Annotated in this window: 14 protein-coding genes; 13 read left to right on the top strand and 1 reads right to left on the bottom strand. The window is 57.8% G+C overall.

Annotated elements, in window-relative coordinates; all coding sequences use genetic code 11:
• Positions 1 to 134: 134 nt before the first annotated feature.
• The 8 genes from argC (at position 135) to ACQ4N8_RS20905 (ending at position 11,145) form a co-directional block, all read left to right on the top strand.
• Positions 135 to 1,187 (top strand): N-acetyl-gamma-glutamyl-phosphate reductase, encoded by a 1,053-nt coding sequence (gene argC / locus ACQ4N8_RS20940; RefSeq protein ID WP_430706292.1) that lies wholly within the window; start codon positions 135 to 137, stop codon positions 1,185 to 1,187.
• Positions 1,188 to 1,246: 59 nt separating this feature from the next.
• The gene (argJ, locus tag ACQ4N8_RS20935; RefSeq protein WP_430706291.1) at positions 1,247 to 2,482 is read left to right on the top strand and encodes a bifunctional glutamate N-acetyltransferase/amino-acid acetyltransferase ArgJ; all 1,236 of its coding nucleotides are present in this window, start codon (positions 1,247 to 1,249) and stop codon (positions 2,480 to 2,482) included.
• A gap of 415 nt (positions 2,483 to 2,897) precedes the next feature.
• Complete coding sequence (gene argB, locus ACQ4N8_RS20930; protein ID WP_430706290.1) at positions 2,898 to 3,680, top strand: acetylglutamate kinase; 783 nt, start codon at positions 2,898 to 2,900, stop codon at positions 3,678 to 3,680.
• A gap of 79 nt (positions 3,681 to 3,759) precedes the next feature.
• Complete coding sequence (locus tag ACQ4N8_RS20925) at positions 3,760 to 5,019, top strand: acetylornithine transaminase (protein WP_430706289.1); 1,260 nt, start codon at positions 3,760 to 3,762, stop codon at positions 5,017 to 5,019.
• Positions 5,020 to 5,023: 4 nt separating this feature from the next.
• A complete protein-coding gene (argF, locus tag ACQ4N8_RS20920; protein WP_430706288.1) occupies positions 5,024 to 5,986 on the top strand; it encodes an ornithine carbamoyltransferase in 963 nt (320 codons plus the stop codon).
• A 21-nt stretch (positions 5,987 to 6,007) separates the two neighbouring features.
• A complete protein-coding gene (locus ACQ4N8_RS20915; RefSeq protein ID WP_430706287.1) occupies positions 6,008 to 7,246 on the top strand; it encodes an argininosuccinate synthase in 1,239 nt (412 codons plus the stop codon).
• 144 nt (positions 7,247 to 7,390) lie between these two features.
• A complete protein-coding gene (argH, locus tag ACQ4N8_RS20910) occupies positions 7,391 to 8,806 on the top strand; it encodes an argininosuccinate lyase (RefSeq protein WP_430706286.1) in 1,416 nt (471 codons plus the stop codon).
• Between the two features lie 341 nt (positions 8,807 to 9,147).
• Positions 9,148 to 11,145 carry a methyl-accepting chemotaxis protein gene (locus ACQ4N8_RS20905; RefSeq protein ID WP_430706285.1) on the top strand — a complete coding sequence of 666 codons (1,998 nt, stop codon included), beginning with the start codon at positions 9,148 to 9,150 and terminating at the stop codon, positions 11,143 to 11,145.
• 515 nt (positions 11,146 to 11,660) lie between these two features.
• Here ACQ4N8_RS20905 and ACQ4N8_RS20900 read toward each other — a convergent pair.
• A complete protein-coding gene (locus tag ACQ4N8_RS20900) occupies positions 11,661 to 12,563 on the bottom strand; it encodes a transposase (RefSeq protein WP_430706284.1) in 903 nt (300 codons plus the stop codon).
• A 405-nt stretch (positions 12,564 to 12,968) separates the two neighbouring features.
• On the opposite strand from ACQ4N8_RS20900, the gene ACQ4N8_RS20895 reads away from it, so the two are divergent.
• The 5 genes from ACQ4N8_RS20895 (at position 12,969) to ACQ4N8_RS20875 (ending at position 18,062) form a co-directional block, all read left to right on the top strand.
• Entirely contained in the window at positions 12,969 to 13,607 is a 639-nt protein-coding gene (locus ACQ4N8_RS20895; protein WP_430706283.1) for a YhbD family protein, read from the top strand.
• An 8-nt stretch (positions 13,608 to 13,615) separates the two neighbouring features.
• A complete protein-coding gene (locus tag ACQ4N8_RS20890; RefSeq protein WP_430706282.1) occupies positions 13,616 to 14,335 on the top strand; it encodes a hypothetical protein in 720 nt (239 codons plus the stop codon).
• Between the two features lie 31 nt (positions 14,336 to 14,366).
• Positions 14,367 to 15,113, top strand: coding sequence for a hypothetical protein (locus ACQ4N8_RS20885; protein ID WP_430706281.1), 747 nt, complete (start codon positions 14,367 to 14,369; stop codon positions 15,111 to 15,113).
• Positions 15,113 to 16,672 carry an MDR family MFS transporter gene (locus ACQ4N8_RS20880; protein ID WP_430706280.1) on the top strand — a complete coding sequence of 520 codons (1,560 nt, stop codon included), beginning with the start codon at positions 15,113 to 15,115 and terminating at the stop codon, positions 16,670 to 16,672. Before ACQ4N8_RS20885 ends, ACQ4N8_RS20880 begins: the two co-directional genes overlap by 1 nt.
• Positions 16,673 to 16,808: 136 nt before the next feature.
• Positions 16,809 to 18,062 carry an MFS transporter gene (locus ACQ4N8_RS20875; RefSeq protein WP_430706279.1) on the top strand — a complete coding sequence of 418 codons (1,254 nt, stop codon included), beginning with the start codon at positions 16,809 to 16,811 and terminating at the stop codon, positions 18,060 to 18,062.
• The last annotated feature ends 128 nt before the right edge of the window (positions 18,063 to 18,190 follow it).

Here is an 18,190-nt window from a genome sequence, read left to right as displayed (position 1 = left end):
AAGTTAATTTATTCTTTCCAAACGGTTGTATTTATATAAGTTCAGCCGTATAATAATACATATTTACTACGGAATATCCATGTCGGGCGATTCATAAAGTTCAAACAGCGGGAGAGAAAGCGAGGTTAGGCAAATTGAACGGGGAGAAAATAAAGGTAGCCATCGTCGGTTCCACGGGGTACGGAGGCGTGGAGCTGATTCGTTTTTTATGGGGGCACCCGGGGGTCGAGATCGTTTCGGTCATCTCGGCATCGAGCGCCGGCAAGCTGTTGACGGACGGATTCCCGCATTTGTCGGAGATCATCGTGCAGCCGTTGGACGGCGTGAATCCGCAGGAGATCGCGGCCAAAGCCGAGGTCGTGTTTACGGCGACGCCTTCGGGCGTTAGCGGCAAGCTGGTGCCGCAGCTAGTGGAGGCCGGTTTGAAGGTCATCGACCTTTCCGGCGATTTTCGCATCAAGGACGGCAAAGTATACGAAGCTTGGTATAAACATGAGGCGCCGGAAGCCGCGCTGCTGGAGCAGGCGGTTTACGGCTTGGCGGAAATCAACGGGGACGAGGTCAAGGGAGCGGAGTTCGTCTCGAACCCGGGATGTTACCCGACGGCCACGCTGTTGGGGCTGATCCCGGCGCTGAGCGCGGGCTGGATCGACCCGGCCAGCATCATTATCGACGCCAAATCGGGCGTGTCCGGCGCAGGGCGGGGAACCAGCCTGACGACGCATTACGCGGAGATCAACGAAAATCTGAAAGCTTATAAAGTCAATAAACATCAGCATATTCCCGAAATCGAACAAATGCTGTCGCGGATTGCCGGCGAGCCGGTAACGGTGACGTTTACGACGCATTTGGTACCGATGACGCGGGGAATCATGAGCACGATGTACGCCGGCCTCAAAGGCGCATATACGGAAGAGGATTTGATCCAGCTGTACCGTCAGTATTATGAAGGCCGACCCTTCGTGCGCATTCGGGATAACGGCAAATGGCCGGCCACCAAAGAAGTGTTCGGTTCCAATTATTGCGATATCGGCTTTGCGGCGGACGCGCGCACAGGGCGGCTTACGATCATTTCCGTCGTCGACAACGTGGTCAAAGGCGCGGCTGGGCAAGCGATTCAGAATTTGAATCTGATGATGGGCTGGGAAGAAACGACCGGCTTGCGATTGGCCCCGGTTTATCCTTAAGGCACCCGTTAATCAGGCAAACCTAAGTATTTTTACATGGGCATTGAAAGGAGAACGTCATGGGAGTGGTTAGTTTATTCAGTGTAGCGCCGGAGGGGAGCATCACCTCGCCTAAGGGATTTCGGGCCGGCGGATTGCACTGCGGGTTGAAGAAGACGACGCGCAACGATCTCGGTGCGATTGTTTGCGAGGTGCCGGCGGTGGCCGCGGCCGTATACACGACGAACGCGTTCCAGGCCGCCCCGCTGAAAGTGACGCGCGAGAGCATCGCGTCCGGGGGGCGGCGGCTGCGCGCCGTCGTCGTGAACAGCGGCAACGCCAACGCCTGCACCGGAGCGCAGGGCGAAACCGACGCGTACGCCATGCGCGGCGCGGCGGCAGCTGCGTTTGGGCTCGGCGATCACGAAGTGGCCGTGGCCTCGACCGGCGTCATCGGCGAGCTGATGCCGATGGATCGCGTCCACGCCGGCATCGCCGGGCTGCCGGCGGCCCTGGCCGAGAGCGGCGAAGGCGCCGAGCAATTCTGCCAGGCGATCCTGACCACCGACCTCGTGAAAAAAGAGGTATGCGTGAAGCTGGCCGTAGATGGCCGCGAGGTGACGATCGCCGGGGCCGCCAAAGGCTCCGGCATGATCCATCCGAACATGGCCACGATGCTTGCGTTCGTCACGACCGATGCCGCCGTCGAGCCGCAGGCCTTGCAAACCCTGCTCGGTCAAACCACCGACGTGACGTTTAACATGATCACCGTCGACGGCGATACCAGCACGAACGACATGCTGCTGGCGATGGCCAGCGGACTGGCCGGCAACCGGGAGCTGACGGCCGGCCACGCCGATTGGGACGCGTTTGCCGCGGCGTTCCGGCACGTGTGTGGGGCGCTGGCGCAGGCGATCGCCCGCGACGGCGAAGGCGCGACGCGCCTCGTCGAAGTGACGGTCACCGGGGCCGTGACCGACAACTCCGCCCGCGCGATCGCGAAAACGATCGTCGGCTCGAGCCTGGTCAAGTCGGCGGTGTTTGGGGCCGACGCGAACTGGGGCCGCATCATCGCCGCGGTCGGCCGCGCCGGCGAGCCGGTCAACCCGGAGACGGTCGACATCAAGCTGGGAGGCATCGTCGTCCTGTCGGGCTCGCGCCCGATTCCTTTCGACGAGGACGAAGCGCTTGCCTATTTGCAAGGCGATAACGTGACCATCTCCGTCGACCTGCATCACGGCCCGGGCGAAGCGACGGCCTGGGGCTGCGACTTGACCTATGACTATGTCCGCATCAATGCGGCATACCGCACATAAGAGGCCGTTCGATAGGGTCAACATTGAAGATATAAGCAAGAGAAGGTAGATCGATAGCGTTTCGCGATACTAGCGAAACGGTTCAAAATTAACGCGTATAGGTAGGTGGAACCGTGACGCCAGGGTTAACGGACTCCAGTGCCGCTATTTTGGCGAAATCAACGGTTTTCAATATCTAACGGACACCACAGACCTTATTCGGCTCTGATGTGTCCGGATCCGGTCTTTTTCGAGCAAATAACGGCTCTGCGGTCCGTTAGAAATTCATTCGGCGTCTTTTCAGGCAAATAAGGCTGTTCAGGTCCGTTGCGTTAGCCTCCATATACTCGGATCAGCATAATCGGATCTGCCATCTCGCATGTCATATGATCTCAGGAGCAATCCAACAGAGAATCGGAAAGGAGCCAGGGAAGCAATGTTTGTGATGAAATGTGGCGGCAGCACGCTCGCGGAGCTGCCGGATTCTTTTTTCGGCGATCTCGTCAAGCTGCAGCGGGACGGTGCGGAACCGGTCATCGTGCACGGCGGCGGGCCGGCCATCTCGGACAATCTCGGCAAGCTGGGGATCGAAAGCAAATTCGTCGGCGGCCTGCGCTATACGACGGAGGACGTCCTGGACGTCGTGGAAATGGTGCTGGCCGGCAGCATCAACAAGACGATCGTTCGCCGCATCGGCCAATCCGGCGGTAAAGCGCTGGGGTTATCCGGTGTGGACGGCGGGCTGCTGCAGGCCAAACCGGTCGCGAACAGCAAGGAGGTTGGCCTCGTCGGCGACGTGACCGGCGTGAACGCGGAATTGATCGGCGGCGTGCTCAAACTCGGTTATATGCCGGTGATCGCCCCCGTGGGGATCGGCGAAGACGGCCAGCGCTATAATATCAACGCGGATACCGCCGCAGGCGCCGTAGCTTCGGAGCTGGGCGTATCGCGGATGATCGTCGTGACCGACGTGCCGGGGATTCTAAAGACGGCAGGCGGCGAGAAAAAGGTGCTCGAATCGATCACCGTTCAACAGATCGAAGACATGATCATGACCGGGGAAATCTACGGCGGCATGATTCCGAAGGTTCGCGCCGCGGTGGCCTGCATCAGCGGCAAGGTGAAGGAAGTCGTGATCGTCGACGGGAGCGAGCCCGGCGTGCTGGGCAAGGTGTTGTCCGGCGAACGCATCGGCACCAAAATCGTGCGCATGCAGTAGCCCCGGGTTTTGCAAATCGGCTATAGTTGATTAGAGGTCGTTCAAAAAGTCATCTTAAGCGATGGGAGTGGATTAAACGATGGCACAAAGCGATGTGAAAGAAGCACAACCGAGTTCGGCAACCGGCGCAGGGACCGCCTCCGCGCCTCAAGCGGGCAGCTCGGGCGCCCTGTTTCCGAGCTACGCCCGGTATCCGATTCATCTGGTCAAAGGTAAAGGCAGCTGGCTGTGGGACGACAAGGGCAACCGTTACTTGGACTTCATGAGCGGACTGGCGGTGGCCAATTTGGGACATGCGCCGGAGAAGGTCGCGGCCAAGGTGAAGGCCCAACTCGACGAGCTGTGGCATGTCTCCAACCTGTTCCATATTCCGCAGCAGGAGACGGCGGCGCGGAAGCTGACGGAGATCAGCTGCGCCGATGTGGTCTTCTTCTGCAACAGCGGCGCCGAAGCGAACGAAGCGGCGATCAAGCTGGCCCGCCGTTACCATCAGAAGGTGAAAGGGACCGGCAGCTACGAGATCATCACGTTTGAGCAATCGTTCCACGGACGTACGCTGGCTACGTTGACCGCAACCGGGCAGCAGAAGGTCAAGGACGGGTACCTTCCGCTGCCGGAGGGCTTCCAAACCGTGCCGCTGCACGATATCGGCGCTTTGAAGGCCGCGATCGGACCGCAGACGGCGGCGGTGATGCTGGAGATGGTCCTGGCCGAAGGCGGCGTCCACCCGGTAGAGCCGGCTTTCGTGCAGGAGGTGTCCGCGCTCTGCAAGGAGCAGGGGCTGCTCCTGATCATCGACGAGGTGCAGACTGGGATGGGCCGCACGGGCAAATGGTTTGCGCACCAGCATTATGGCATCGAGCCGGACATTTTCACTTCGGCCAAAGGAATTGCCAGCGGCTTGCCGGCGGGCGCCATGCTTGCCAAGGAATATTTGCGCGAGGCGTTTACGCCTGGCAGCCATGCCTCCACGTTTGGCGGCAACCCGGTCGTTGCGACGGCGATCCTTGCCACGCTGGAAACGATGGAGGAGGAACGCATCCCCGAGCATGTGGAGGAAATGGGCCGTTACCTGGTCGACCGGCTGCAGGAGGCGTTCAAAGACGAACCGTTCGTCAAGGAAGCGCGCGGCAAAGGGCTGCTGACCGGCATCGAATGCGTCGGTCCGGTGAGCGAGATCGTCACTCTGGGACAGCAGCGCGGCCTGCTGTTCGTGACCGCCGGACCGAACGTCATCCGGCTGCTGCCGAACCTGAGAGTAACGAAGGACGAAATCGATCAGGCCGTGGCCATGCTCGCGGAAGTCGTCGCCGCTTATACCGCCAAGGAGGGGGACTAAACACATGAGTTTGCTCGAACAGACGAAACGCAGCGGCATTAACTTGAGCGGCCGCGATTTTCTCGAATTAACCGATTATACGACCGAAGAGATCCATTACCTGATCGATCTGGCCATCGAGCTGAAGCGCAAGCAGAAGAACGACGAGGTATACCAGCCGCTGAAAGGCAAAACCGTAGGGCTGATTTTCGAAAAATCGTCGACGCGGACGCGGGTTTCTTTTGAAGTGGGAACGTATCAGTTGGGCGGCCATGCCTTGTTTCTTAGCAAAAACGACATCCAGCTCGGACGCGGCGAGACGATCGCCGATACGGCGGGCGTCATGTCGCGTTACCTGGACGGCATCATGATCCGGACCTTCGGCCACGACAAGGTCGTGGATCTGGCCCGTTATGCCAGCATCCCGGTCATCAACGGATTAAGCGATCAGGCGCATCCATGCCAGGTATTGGCCGATTACCAGACGCTTTACGAGCACAAAGGCAAGCTGCAAGGGCTGAAGCTGGCTTACGTCGGCGACGGCAACAACATGGCCCACTCGTTGATGCTCGGCGGAGCGAAGCTGGGCGTGCACGTATCGGTCGCCAGCCCCGAGGGCTATGAACCGGATCCGCAAATCGTGGCGGAAGCGCAGGAAATCGCCAAAGCGACGGGCGTGCGAATCGAGGTGGTCCGCGAGCCGAAAGCGGCCGTGCAGGAGGCCGACGCCATTTACACCGACGTCTGGGCCAGCATGGGCTTCGAGGCCGAACAGAAGGCGCGCGAGGCGGCCTTCAAGGATTATCAGGTCGACGAGGAGCTGGCGCAGCACGCCAAGCCGGATTATGTCTTCTTGCATTGCCTGCCGGCCCACCGGGGCGAGGAAGTCAGCGAAGGCGTGATCGACGGTGAGCATTCGATTATTTTCGATCAGGCGGAGAACCGGCTGCATGCCCAAAAAGCGCTGATGGCGGCTTTGCTGGGATAATTTTGGAGGAGGACTACAATCATGGCAAAAGATAAAATCGTACTGGCGTACTCCGGGGGATTGGATACGTCCGTCATACTGAAGTGGTTAAAAGAAACGTACGATGCCGAAATCATCGCGTTCACGGCCGACATCGGGCAGAAGGAAGAGCTGGACGGCCTTGAAGCGAAGGCGCTGGCGACCGGGGCGTCCAAGGTGTACATCGATGATCTGCGCGACGAATTCGCCAAGGATTTCATTTACCCGATGTTCCAATCGGGCGCCTTGTATGAAGGGCAGTATCTGCTCGGTACGAGCATCGCCCGCCCGCTGATCGCGAAGCGGATGGTCGATATCGCCCGCGCGGAAGGCGCAACGGCCATCGCCCATGGCGCGACCGGCAAAGGCAACGACCAGGTGCGCTTCGAGCTTGCCGCGGCGGCGCTGGCGCCGGAGATCAGCGTGATCGCGCCTTGGCGGCTGAGCGAATTCCGCGACCGCTTCCCGGGCCGCGCCGAAATGATCGCGTACGCGGAAGCGAACGGTATTCCGGTCACGGCTTCGGCCGCAAAGCCGTATTCGATGGACCGCAACCTGCTGCACATCAGCTACGAAAGCGGCATGCTGGAGGATCCGTGGTTCGACGCGTCCGCGCCGGAGAACAAAGACATGTTCCTGCTGAGCGCATCGCCGGAGGATGCCCCGGATCAGCCGGAGTATTTGGAGTTGGAGTTCGAACAGGGCAATTGCGTAGCGCTGAACGGCGAGCGTTTGGACTCGCTCCGCGTCATGGAGAAGCTGAACGAGCTCGGCGGCAAACACGGCATCGGCCGCGTCGATATGGTGGAAAACCGCTTCGTCGGCATGAAGAGCCGCGGGGTGTATGAAACGCCGGGCGGGACGATCTTGTTCACGGCTCACCGCAAAATGGAATCCTTAACGATGGACCGCGAGGTCATGAACCTGCGCGACAGCCTGATTACCCGCTACAGCACGCTCGTGTACAACGGCTTCTGGTTTGCGCCGGAGCGCCTGGCGCTGCAAGCGCTGGTTACGGAAAGCCAGAAGAACGTGACGGGCACGGTGCGCGTGAAGTTGTACAAAGGCAACATCATCGCCGCCGGCGTCAAGAGCCCGGTCAGCCTGTACAACCCGGACATCGCCACGATGGAGGCCGATCCGTCGCAGGCGTACGACCAAGGCGACGCGACGGGCTTCATCCATTTGAACGCGCTGCGGCTTAAGGTAGGCACCGGCGTCGCGCAGAACAGCGGCAATTAGGTCCGCAGAGCGGGTGGGTCGTCAAGGGCCAGGTTTTTGGCATAATTTTGTTCTAAAAGCGAAAAAAACTGTATTTTTACAGGTATTCGGAAATAGAGTACAATTTTATTATAAGGTTAGTTTTCAGTTTAAGGAGTGGGTCAGGTGAGCAAGCTGTGGGGTGGCCGCTTTACGAAGCAGACCAACCGTTTAGTAGAGGAATATACCGCTTCGATCGGTTTCGATAAGGCGCTGGCGGAGGAGGATGTGCAGGGGAGTCTGGCGCATGTGACGATGCTGGGCCAGTGCGGCATCCTTCCGGAGGAGGACGTCGAGAAAATCAAGGAAGGCTTGCATGCCGTCCTGCATAAAATCCGCCGCGGCGAACTGGAGTACTCCGTGTCGGATGAAGACATCCATATGAACATCGAGAAGCAGCTGATCGACGAGGTCGGCACGGTCGGCGGGAAACTGCATACCGGGCGCAGCCGCAACGACCAGGTCGCGACGGATATGCACCTGTACCTGCGCAAGCGGGTCGTGGAGTTCGTCGGACTGCTGCAGGAGCTGCAGGACGCCCTGCTCGGACAAGCCAAAGCCAATCTGGACACGATCGTGCCGGGCTACACGCATCTGCAGCGGGCGCAGCCGATTTTGTTCGCCCATCATCTGCTGGCGTACGTGTCGATGTTCCAGCGCGACATCGAGCGCCTGCAGGACAGCTACAAGCGTATCAATGTGCTGCCGCTGGGCGCGGGTGCCTTGGCGGGGACGACGTTCCCGATCGACCGCCATTTCGTGGCCGCGCAGCTGCATTTTGACGGCGTGTACGAGAACAGCCTCGACGCGGTCAGCGACCGCGATTTTATCCTGGAGTTTCTGGCCGACGCCTCCATCCTGATGATGCACCTCTCGCGCCTCAGCGAAGAGCTGGTGTTGTGGAGCAGCACGGAATTCCGCTTCGTCGAGCTGGACGACGCCTTTTGCACGGGTAGCAGCATCATGCCGCAGAAGAAAAATCCCGACGTGCCGGAGCTGGTCCGCGGCAAAACGGGACGTGTATACGGGAACTTGATGGGCTTGCTGACCGTGCTGAAGTCGCTGCCGCTGGCGTACAACAAGGATATGCAGGAGGACAAGGAAGGCATGTTCGACACGGTCGCTACGCTGCAGGGAGCACTGCAGCTGTTCGCTCCGATGGTCGCCACGATGAAGGTGAACAAGGAGCGGATGCGCGAAGCGGTGAATCAGGACTTCTCCAACGCGACCGATATCGCCGACTTCCTGGCGAACAAAGGCCTGCCTTTCCGCCAGGCGCACGAGGTCATCGGCAAAACGGTGTTGTACTGCATCCAGAACGGCAAGTATTTGCTCGATCTGACGTTGGAGGAGTTCAAGCAGTTTTCGCCGCTGTTTGACGACAGCATCTATCAAGTGCTGCAGCCGGAGAGCGTGGTCAACGCCCGGGATGTATACGGCGGAACGGCCACCGCTCAGGTGGCCGCGGCGATCGAACGCGCGGAGCGGAAGCTGGAAACAGGCCGCGAGTGGACGCAGGAATACGCGAACAAAAGCAAATAGGAACGGCGAGCCCGCAAGGGCCGCCGCTGCCGATCGAAACAGCCGTTCGTCATCCGACGAACGGCTGTTTTTCTGCCTTTCGATGACTTTACCGCGATTGTGCGGGGCCCCAAACGGCAACGTTCAAAATAACGTAGTTGTTTGTTACTATTTCATAATATTTTCAGAAAATTATTAAGAATTGGTCGCAAAATGTCGAAATATAGTTATATCATTCCTTGTCATCATGAATAAGTCGGCATTTTCGAGATTGATTTTTGAGAGGACGGCGATTGCGCTGAGTGGTTGAATGACGGACAGTTTATGCAACATCACTCGTAATGCACAAAGGAGAGAGGATTATGAAAACTTTTTTTGCCCGCCTTGGACGTTTGCTGGAGATTCGAACGCTGCGCAACCGGATGCTTTTGATTTTTGCCGTCATGCTGATCATTCCGAATTTGCTTATCGCTTATTTCAGCTATACCAGCGCAAGCGGACAGCTTCGCTCCAAAATGGACGATAGCACGAGATCGAACGTGAACCTGTTGAATGATTCGCTAACGAATATCGTAGAAGCGGAAACGCGCAACGTCGAGCAGTTGGTCATGCAAATCGAATCGGCGCAAATTGACGCCAAATCGCCGGAACTGCGAAAATTGATCGATTTGTATATGGAGAAACATCCGGAATTGGAGATTTTAACGGTAGGCAACAACAGCGGGGCATGGATGAAGGCGCCCGATCCGGGCAAGCAGGACTATGATCCCCGCGAACGGGACTGGTACAAGGCTGCCATGAAGAGCCCCGAAGAGACGGTCATCGTCGACCCATTTAAATCGGCGACGACCGGCAACTACAATTTGTTTATCAGCCGGGCGCTGAAAGACGGGCAAGGGGCGATCACGGTCTCTTTGGATTTGGCCACCCTCAATGATAAGGTAAAAAATATACATCTTGGGAAAAATGGGTACATTTATTTGCTCGACCGGACCAATAAGTTCGTGTCCCACCCGACGATTGCCGTTGGAGAAGAGGCGACGGGCAGCCAACTTGCGCAAATTCAGGGTACCGAGTCGGGGTTTCTGGAGTACGAAAATCCGGTAAGCGGCGCTACGCAGAGTACATTTTTTACAACGAACAAGCTGACCGGCTTTAAGGTCGTCGGCGTGCTGAACGTCCAGGAATTCAGCGATGCTTCCTTGCCGATTTTCTGGACGGCCCTGATCGTTTTGGGCGTCTCCCTGGTGGTTGCCGGCATCCTGCTGTTTTTCGTGATCCGCAGCATGACGCGACCGATCGAACGGCTGAATCAATCGGCCAAACGGGTCAGTGAAGGTTATTTGAATGAGGACGTCGTCGTGAAACGGAAGGATGAAATCGGCCAACTGGCCTCGAATTACAACGGCATGCTGGCTTCCTTGCGGACGATGGTGCAGGAAATGGCCGAAACGGCCAGCCAGCTGGCGGCTTCCAGCGAAGAGCTGACCGCCGGAACGGAGCAAAACTCCAAAGCCGTCGAATATGTTGTGGAGCTCGTTCAGGAGGCGTCGAACGATGCGGAGGGCCAGGCGGCCGCGTCGACGGAAAGCGCCAAAACGATGGACGAAATGTCCATGGGCATCCGCAAGATCGCCGAAGCGTCCGGTACGATCGTCGAGTCGTCCATGCAGACGGTGGGGGATGTCCGGGAGGGGAGCGAGAAGGTCAACCAGGTCGGATTGCAGATGGAGGAAATCCGCCGGTCGACCAGCGAGTCGGCTGAATTGATGCAGCAGATGAATGAGCTCAGTGAACAGGTTGCCGGCATGAGCAACGCGATTTCGGACATTGCCAATCAAACCAACCTGCTGGCGTTGAACGCGGCCATTGAGGCGGCGCGGGCCGGCGAGGAGGGTCGCGGCTTCTCGGTCGTTGCCGGCGAGGTGCGGAAGCTGGCGGAGCAGTCGCGGGCCACGGCGGAAATGATTCAGCAGCACATCGGGCAGATGACCGAGTTGACCGGCAAGGCTTATCACATGATGAATCAGAAAGTGAATGCCAACGTAGAGCGGGGAATGTCTGTAACCGAAGAGGCGCAAACCGCCTTCCAGGCGATCGAACGTTCCACGCAGCGGATTTCGGAACAAATCCATGAGGTGTCCGCTATTACCGAACAGATGTCAGCCAGCGCCGACGAGATCGCCCGCTCCGTCGATCAGATCGCCGTTACTTCGTCCAAGAGCATGGAGAGCCTCCAGGGCGTCACGGCCGCAACGGAGGAGCAGCTGGCCTCCATGGAAGAAATCTCCTCAGCCTCCGAAGGCTTGGCGCGTATGGCTACGGATATGCATGCCCAAATCGACCGGTTTAAGCTGTAAGAAGAGCGGTTTTAAAAGGATAGCCCCCTGAGCCATTATTGGCGAAGGGGGCTTTTTAAGATTAGAGAATATATAAAATTTCGAAGGGAGTGCATGGAGCTAGCGGTGCAATCCGCGGAAGGGCGTTGAAAGCTTAAGGACAGGGAAGCCGGTGGGTTGGGCGGCAGATCAACACCTTCTATCCGGACGCTTTGCACGATTATCCCGTTTGATCAGGTGGTAGAGAAACAGACAAGCTCGGGAGGAGAAAATATGTTGTCGAGAAACAAATAGGTTCGAGATCATCAGATGGGCTTAGGGCTTAGGGGAAGGAAGCAGGTTTAGGAGAAGTGAAGCAGACCGGACGAGAGGATGGATAAGGCACCGAGAAAAATGAAAAGGCAGTGATCCTCGCTGCAGCCTGAACCCTGAATTCTTTCGATCGCACCGTTCATGCTAACCTACCCGTTCATGTTAAACCACACCGATCAAGTCGATCCATATCAAGTTAAATCCCCACCGTTCAAGCGCCTCGATCAGGCCGCAGCCGCAAAAGGATGATTCGGCTGGCGCGCGATCAGCCGTCGATAGGTAATCGCCGGAATCGCCACACCCATATGCAGCAACGTCTGCCGCATCGTTTCTTCCGCTCCGGGCAGGTGCAGCCGTCGGCGCACGGTGTATTCGTTCAGGTACGCCTGCAGATGCTTCAGTCCCATGGCTACATACGTACTCGTCAGCGATGCCCACGCTTCTCTCACCACTTTCCGCAAGGGCAAATACAGCCGAAAGGCTAGCCGGAACAACTGCACCGCCGACGTACGGACATCCACATGCCCGCTAATGAACGCGGCGAGTTCATGACGGTTCGCCCTTGTTCCGTCTCCCCTCTTATGCGGCACCAGGCGGATTTTGACCCGCTCCGGCTCGCCCGACTCCATGACCGTGCATCCAGCTACGACTGCCGAGGCATACGGATGCGGAAACTGATACCGGGAGGGGTTACACCCATACAGATCGCTGTTCACCTTCACGTCTCCGCAGAGCAGCTCCCGGGCATCAAACTCCCCGACGGCATGGCGTATTTTGTGCAGCATTAACCAGGCGGTCTTGTAGGTAACCCGGATCACCTGGCTCAGCCGCAGCGCCGAGATGCCATCGGGAAGCAAGAACAACTCTAGCGCCCGGAACCACTTCAACAGAGGCAGATGAGTCCGTTCAAAAATCGTGCCAGCTAAAGGCGACGTTTGATGCGCGCACCTTCTGCATTCGAACAAGGGGATACGCCGGGAGGTCAGACGGCTGCACCGGGTGTGAGCACAGCGTGGGCAGACAAAGCCATTCGGCCACTTCATCGCGATCAGCGCCTCCATACAAGCCTGCTCGCTGTGATAACGGCTGCTGAAGGGTTGAAGATCCGTACCCGCATTGACTTCCATGTCCGATTCCCCCCGAATCAAGAATTTACGTACATACGTTCGCTTTATTTCATTTTACCAAACATACGTTCCTTTATCAATCCCAACCTGTTACCTGAACCTTATTTTTTTCCTTAGCTCTTTTTTCTTATCTCCTACCCTGGCCCTCAACCCCTGCCCCCTGAACGAAAGGGATAATGGTGCAAAGGTAGCGTGCAGGGACACCAAGACCCGAACCCTATAGCCAGCCACAAGAATCAATTTCGGCCCTAAGCCGGGAATAAGAATCCGCCCCGAGACGGATGGAGCTTGCCGATAAGTCCATTAAGATAGTAACAGCTTTGGTTTAATCTGCTCATGGCTCATGCGCGCTTTACAACGTAACAATGTTATGTTACGTTAATTCGGCAAGAAAGGAGCATGACGATGAGTGAGGAATTGATATCCAAGAAGGAGCTGCTCGATCTGACGGGCATATCGTATGGACAGCTATACCGCTGGAAGCGTAAAAACCTGATCCCGGAACAGTGGTTTATCCGCAAATCCTCCTTTACCGGGCAAGAGACGTTTTTTCCCAGAGAGAAAATGCTGCAGCGCATCGACCGGATTCTTAACATGAAGGACGATTTGTCGCTGGATGCTTTGGCGGACGTCTTCTCGCCGAGTCCGGGAGATATCAACTTAAGTGCAGGCGGCATACTGGAACGAAACATTGTTACATCTATGGCATTGAACTTATATATTGAAAGTGCCGGGCCAGGGGTCGGCATACCGGAATTCCGCTTCGAGCAGATCCTGGTCGTTTATGTCCTCGACAAACTGCTGCAAAGCGGGAATATTTCGCTCGAGGAAGGACGGCTGTTCGTTCAGACGCTGGAGGAAAGGTTGCCAACGCTGGCCGGCCGGGAGTGCGGGGTGCATTTGACTCGTAAAATGGGCGTAGCCGTCTTTATCCTGGTTCCGGGCGATGCCGAGATTTACCTCGATCGCGGTGTCAGAACGGTGGCCCGGCTATCGCTGGCGCGGTGCACGGAGGAACTGAAATTACTGGTGAGTAGGGAGTGAGGGGTAATATGGAGCGGAACGTGAAGGATTTGAGAATCAACGGGGTGGGGAAGGCATCGGGCGGCTTATACGGAAAAATTCAAGCCGAGGGCATCGCCACGCTGAACGGGGACATTACCTGTTCGGTCCTGAAAGCCAACGGGACGCTCAAAATCAACGGAACCGCCGTAACGGAGGAATTCCGCTTGAACGGCACCGGCTCTTCGGAAGGGGCGCTGCGCGGAGGGCAATTGGAGCTGGATGGGATGTTTAAGGTGAGCGGGGACGTACATTTTTCCTCGCTTCACGTCAGAGGCATGCTGAAGTCCGGCGGTTCGTCGACGGGAGACAAAGCGAAGGTGGACGGCTCGTTTCGGCTAGCGGGCGACGCGGAGTTCGAAGAGGCGGAGGTCTATGGGCAAATCCAGGTCGGCGGGATGCTGAACGCGGGACGTCTGCAGATCGACATGGACGGACCTAGCCGGGCCAAGGAAATCGGCGGCGAACGGATTGTCGTCCGGCTGAAGAAAAGCAGGAGGCTGCTGGACTTCCTGTCTCCCCTTGGAGGCACCCGGCTTACGGCCGACGTGATCGAAGGGGACGACATTCATCTGGAAGGAACGAAAGCCGAAGTCGTTCGCGGCAAATCGGTCGTGATCGGACCCGGCTGCGAAATCGGACGCGTGGAATACAAGGAGTATTTCGAGCAATCGCCGCAGGCCTCCGTGGGTCGGGCGGAGCAAATATAAATTTCTGCAAACAGGATAAGGAGGATCGCAAATGGCCGCACAGGTAATGGAAGAACAACGTTCCGATTTGAAAATCGTCGGCAACGGGACGTCGAACGGCGGGGTATTTAACAAGGTCAAAATCGTCGGCGAAGGCGAAATCAACGGCAATGTCGACGGCCAAAGCGTAACCTGCACGGGAACGCTGGAGGTGGACGGCAGCCTTCGCGCAGAAGAGCTGAAAGCGACGGGGAACATCACCGTCGCCGGTTCGCTGGAAAGCGGAGAGCTGCGCATGACCGGCAATCTCGACGTTCGGGGAGGCTTGCATGCGGCAAAGACCCGTATCAGCGGCGAAATCACCATCGGAGGCGGGATCGTCGGGGAGCGTATCAGCCTGACCGGCAGTTGCGCGGTCAACGGCGGCTGCCAGGCGGAGCAGTTCCGCATGAAAGGCTCAGTGCAAACCGAAGGGACGATCAACGCCGAGCGGGTGGAGCTGGGGATGTTCGGGCGCAGCCGGGCCGCGGAAATCGTCGGCGGACAGATCCGCATCGCCCCGCATCCGACCTGGAAATGGGTGTCGTTGTTTAAAACTTGGGGTACGCCGGAGCTGCGGGCGGACGTGATCGAAGGCGATGTCGTTCGTTTGGAGAATACCGTCTGCGACATCGTGCGCGGCGGCGACGTCGCGATCGGCCCCGGCTGCCGAATCCGCCTCGTGGAATACAAGAACCACTACCATCAGGATCCGTATGCCGAAGTAAGCGAAGCCTTGAATGTTTGGGGGAATGAATGATGCGTGCGGGAACAAGCCGGTTAGGCTTTGTAGTAGCGGGCCTCTTGCTGGGCATTTTGATGGCCGCGATGGATAACACGATCGTGTCCACGGCGATGGCGACCATCGTATCCGAGCTGGGCGGCTTGGATAAATACGTGTGGGTGACCTCGGCCTATATGGTCGCGGAAATGGCGGCGATGCCGATCTTCGGCAAGCTGTCCGATATGTACGGGCGCAAGAGGTTTTTCGTGTTCGGCATCGCCGTGTTTCTCTTGGGTTCGGTGCTTTGCGGCACGGCCGACACGATCGTCGAGCTTAGCGTATATCGCGCGATTCAGGGAATCGGCGGCGGGGCGCTGATGCCGATCGCTTTTGCCATCGTCTTCGACGTGTTCCCGGTGGAGAAACGCGGGGCCATGGGCGGCTTGTTCGGGGCCGTGTTCGGCATTTCCAGCTTGGCCGGCCCGCTGCTCGGCGCATTTATCACCGACCATCTGGATTGGCGCTGGAATTTCTATATCAATCTGCCGCTGGGCGTGATCGCGTTGTTCTTTATCGTCGCGTTCTACCGGGAGTCGGCCGTTCATGCCAAGCAAAAAATCGACTGGTGGGGCGCCATCACCCTGATTAGCGCGATCGTAGCCTTGATGTTTGCGTTAGAGCTGGGCGGACAGCTGTATGCTTGGGATTCCGCGGTGATCCTCGGTTTGTTCGCCGCGTTTGCCGTCCTGTTTGCGGCCTTTCTACTGGCGGAACGCCGGGCGGAGGAGCCGATCATCTCCTTCGGGATGTTCCGTAAACGGCTGTTTGCCAGCAGCAATGCGGCCGGGTTGTTTTACGGGGCTGCGTTCATCGCCGCCTCCGTGTATATCCCGTTGTTCGTGCAGGGGGTAACCGGCGGAACGGCGACCAATTCGGGCTTGATTTTGCTGCCGATGACGCTCAGCTCGGTCGTGGCGGCCCAAGTGGGGGGCTTCCTTGTTCAGCGAACCAGCTTTCGCAATGTGATGATCTTGTCGGCGGTCATTTTTATCGCGGGGATCGCTTTGCTGGCCACGATCACGCCGGACACGACCAAAACGGTGCTCTCCATTTATATGGCCATCGCCGGCTTCGGCGTCGGCTTCTCCTTCTCGGTGCTGGGGATGTCGGCCATCCAGGATTTCGGGCCGGAGCAGCGGGGAGCCGCCAGCGCGACGATGTCCTTCATCCGCTCGCTGGGCATGACGGTGGGGATCACGGTGTTCGGGATCATTCAGCGGAATATTTTCGCGAACCGGTTGACCGAATCGCTGGCGGGCATGGACGGCGGGGCAGAGGGGCTGCCTTCCCTGGACGATCCGCGGACATTGCTTGCTTCCGAGGCGCGAAAGGCGATTCCGGCTCCCGTACTGGAGCGAATCGTCAGCGATTTGTCGAAATCGATCACCGGCATGTTTTGGTGGACGGTCGTTCCGGCCGTGCTGGCCTTGATTACGGTATTCTTCATGGGTAGCGCCAAAATGCTCGGCCACGGACCGGGAGCAGCGGCGGCGCGCGATCGGCAAGAACCCGGTCCGGCGGCGTCGCCGAAGTGAGTTGCCCTGGCCGGGTCCTGAGAAACGGCAGCCTAAGAAACAATTGACAGAGTTCCATAAAACATGGATAATCTATAGTCCATCCTGGCAAATATGAATAAAAAATGAGTCCTAAAGTAATGAGGTGTTTTCTTAAATGTTAAACGGTACGCAGGCTTCATCCGCTTCCGGGAGTTTGTTCCGGAACCGGTTTTATCAGACGATTTTGATCTCCAACCTGTTTCTGCAAATCGGCATCTGGGTCCGGAACTTCGCCATCCTGATGTTCGTGACGGACCAGACCAATAACGATCCGCTGGCGATTTCGCTCATTTCGGTGGTGGAGTTCGCCCCGATCTTCGTCTTCTCCTTTATCGGCGGGGCGTTCGCCGACCGTTGGAAGCCGAAGAGAACGATGATCTGGTGCGATTTCCTGTCCGCCGTCTCGGTATTCGCCGTGCTTTTGACGCTGTTGTACGGTTCGTGGGAGGCGGTCTATTTCGCCACCTTTATCTCGGCGATCTTGTCGCAGTTTTCGCAGCCGTCGGTCATGAAGCTGTTCAAGCAGCATGTCCATCCGGAAAAAGTGCAGCAAGGGATGGCGTTGTTCCAATCGCTGGTGGCCATTTTCATGGTGATCGGGCCGTCGCTGGGCATTTTCTCTTATCATCAATTCGGGATTTATATCTCGATCGGCGTCATGGGCGTCGCTTTCCTGATCTCCGCGCTGGTACTGTTCCGGCTTCCGGCGGACGAGGAGCAGGAGGAGAAGCGGGAGCAAACCGCCAATATCCGCAAGGAGCTGGCCGACGGATTCCGGTATGTGTGGCGCAGCCCGGTGCTGAAGGTGCTCGGCGCGACGTTTGCGATCGCCGGTTTCTCCGTCGGGATCATCCAGACGCTGGGCTTGTTCGTCGTCACGGAGCGCCTGGGGCAAACGAAGGAGTTCCTGCAATTTTTGCTGGCGGTGAACGGGGTGGCCATGCTGATCGGCGGGGGCTTGATCATGAGCGTCGCCAAGAAGGTATCGCCGCAAGTGCTGCTGGCCTTCGGGATGGCGATCAGCGCCGTCTGCATCGTGGGCATGGGCTATTCGACAAGCGTTCCGCTTACCCTGGCGTTGCAGTTCCTGAACGGGCTGACGTTCCCGTGCATCCAGATCGGGATCAATACAATGATCCTGCAGTGGACGGAGCAATCTTACGTGGGCCGCGTGAACGGCGTGCTCAGCCCGATGTTCATGGGCATGATGGTCATCATGATGTCGCTGTCCGGCGTACTCAAAACGTTGTTCCCGCTGGTAGGCATCTACGCGGTGTCCGGCATCATCATGCTGATCGGCGCAATCATCCTGGTTCCGATCTTCAAGCATAAGCCGGCCCCGGCGCAATTGTCCGAACAGCCGAGCTGAGCCGGAGCGAAAGCGGAGAATTGATTCATAAAAAAGTGAACTGCACCCCGTCAAGTAGACAGTACAAAAAATGAAAAACCAATTAGGCGGCCTTTGTCCTGAATTCCATGGGACTGAGGCCGTTTAGC

Source organism: Paenibacillus macerans (genome assembly GCF_050565405.1).
GTDB classification, from domain to species: domain Bacteria; phylum Bacillota; class Bacilli; order Paenibacillales; family Paenibacillaceae; genus Fontibacillus; species Fontibacillus macerans_B.
Note: the sequence above shows the minus strand (reverse complement) of the source record. Positions and strands in the feature narration are given on the sequence as shown.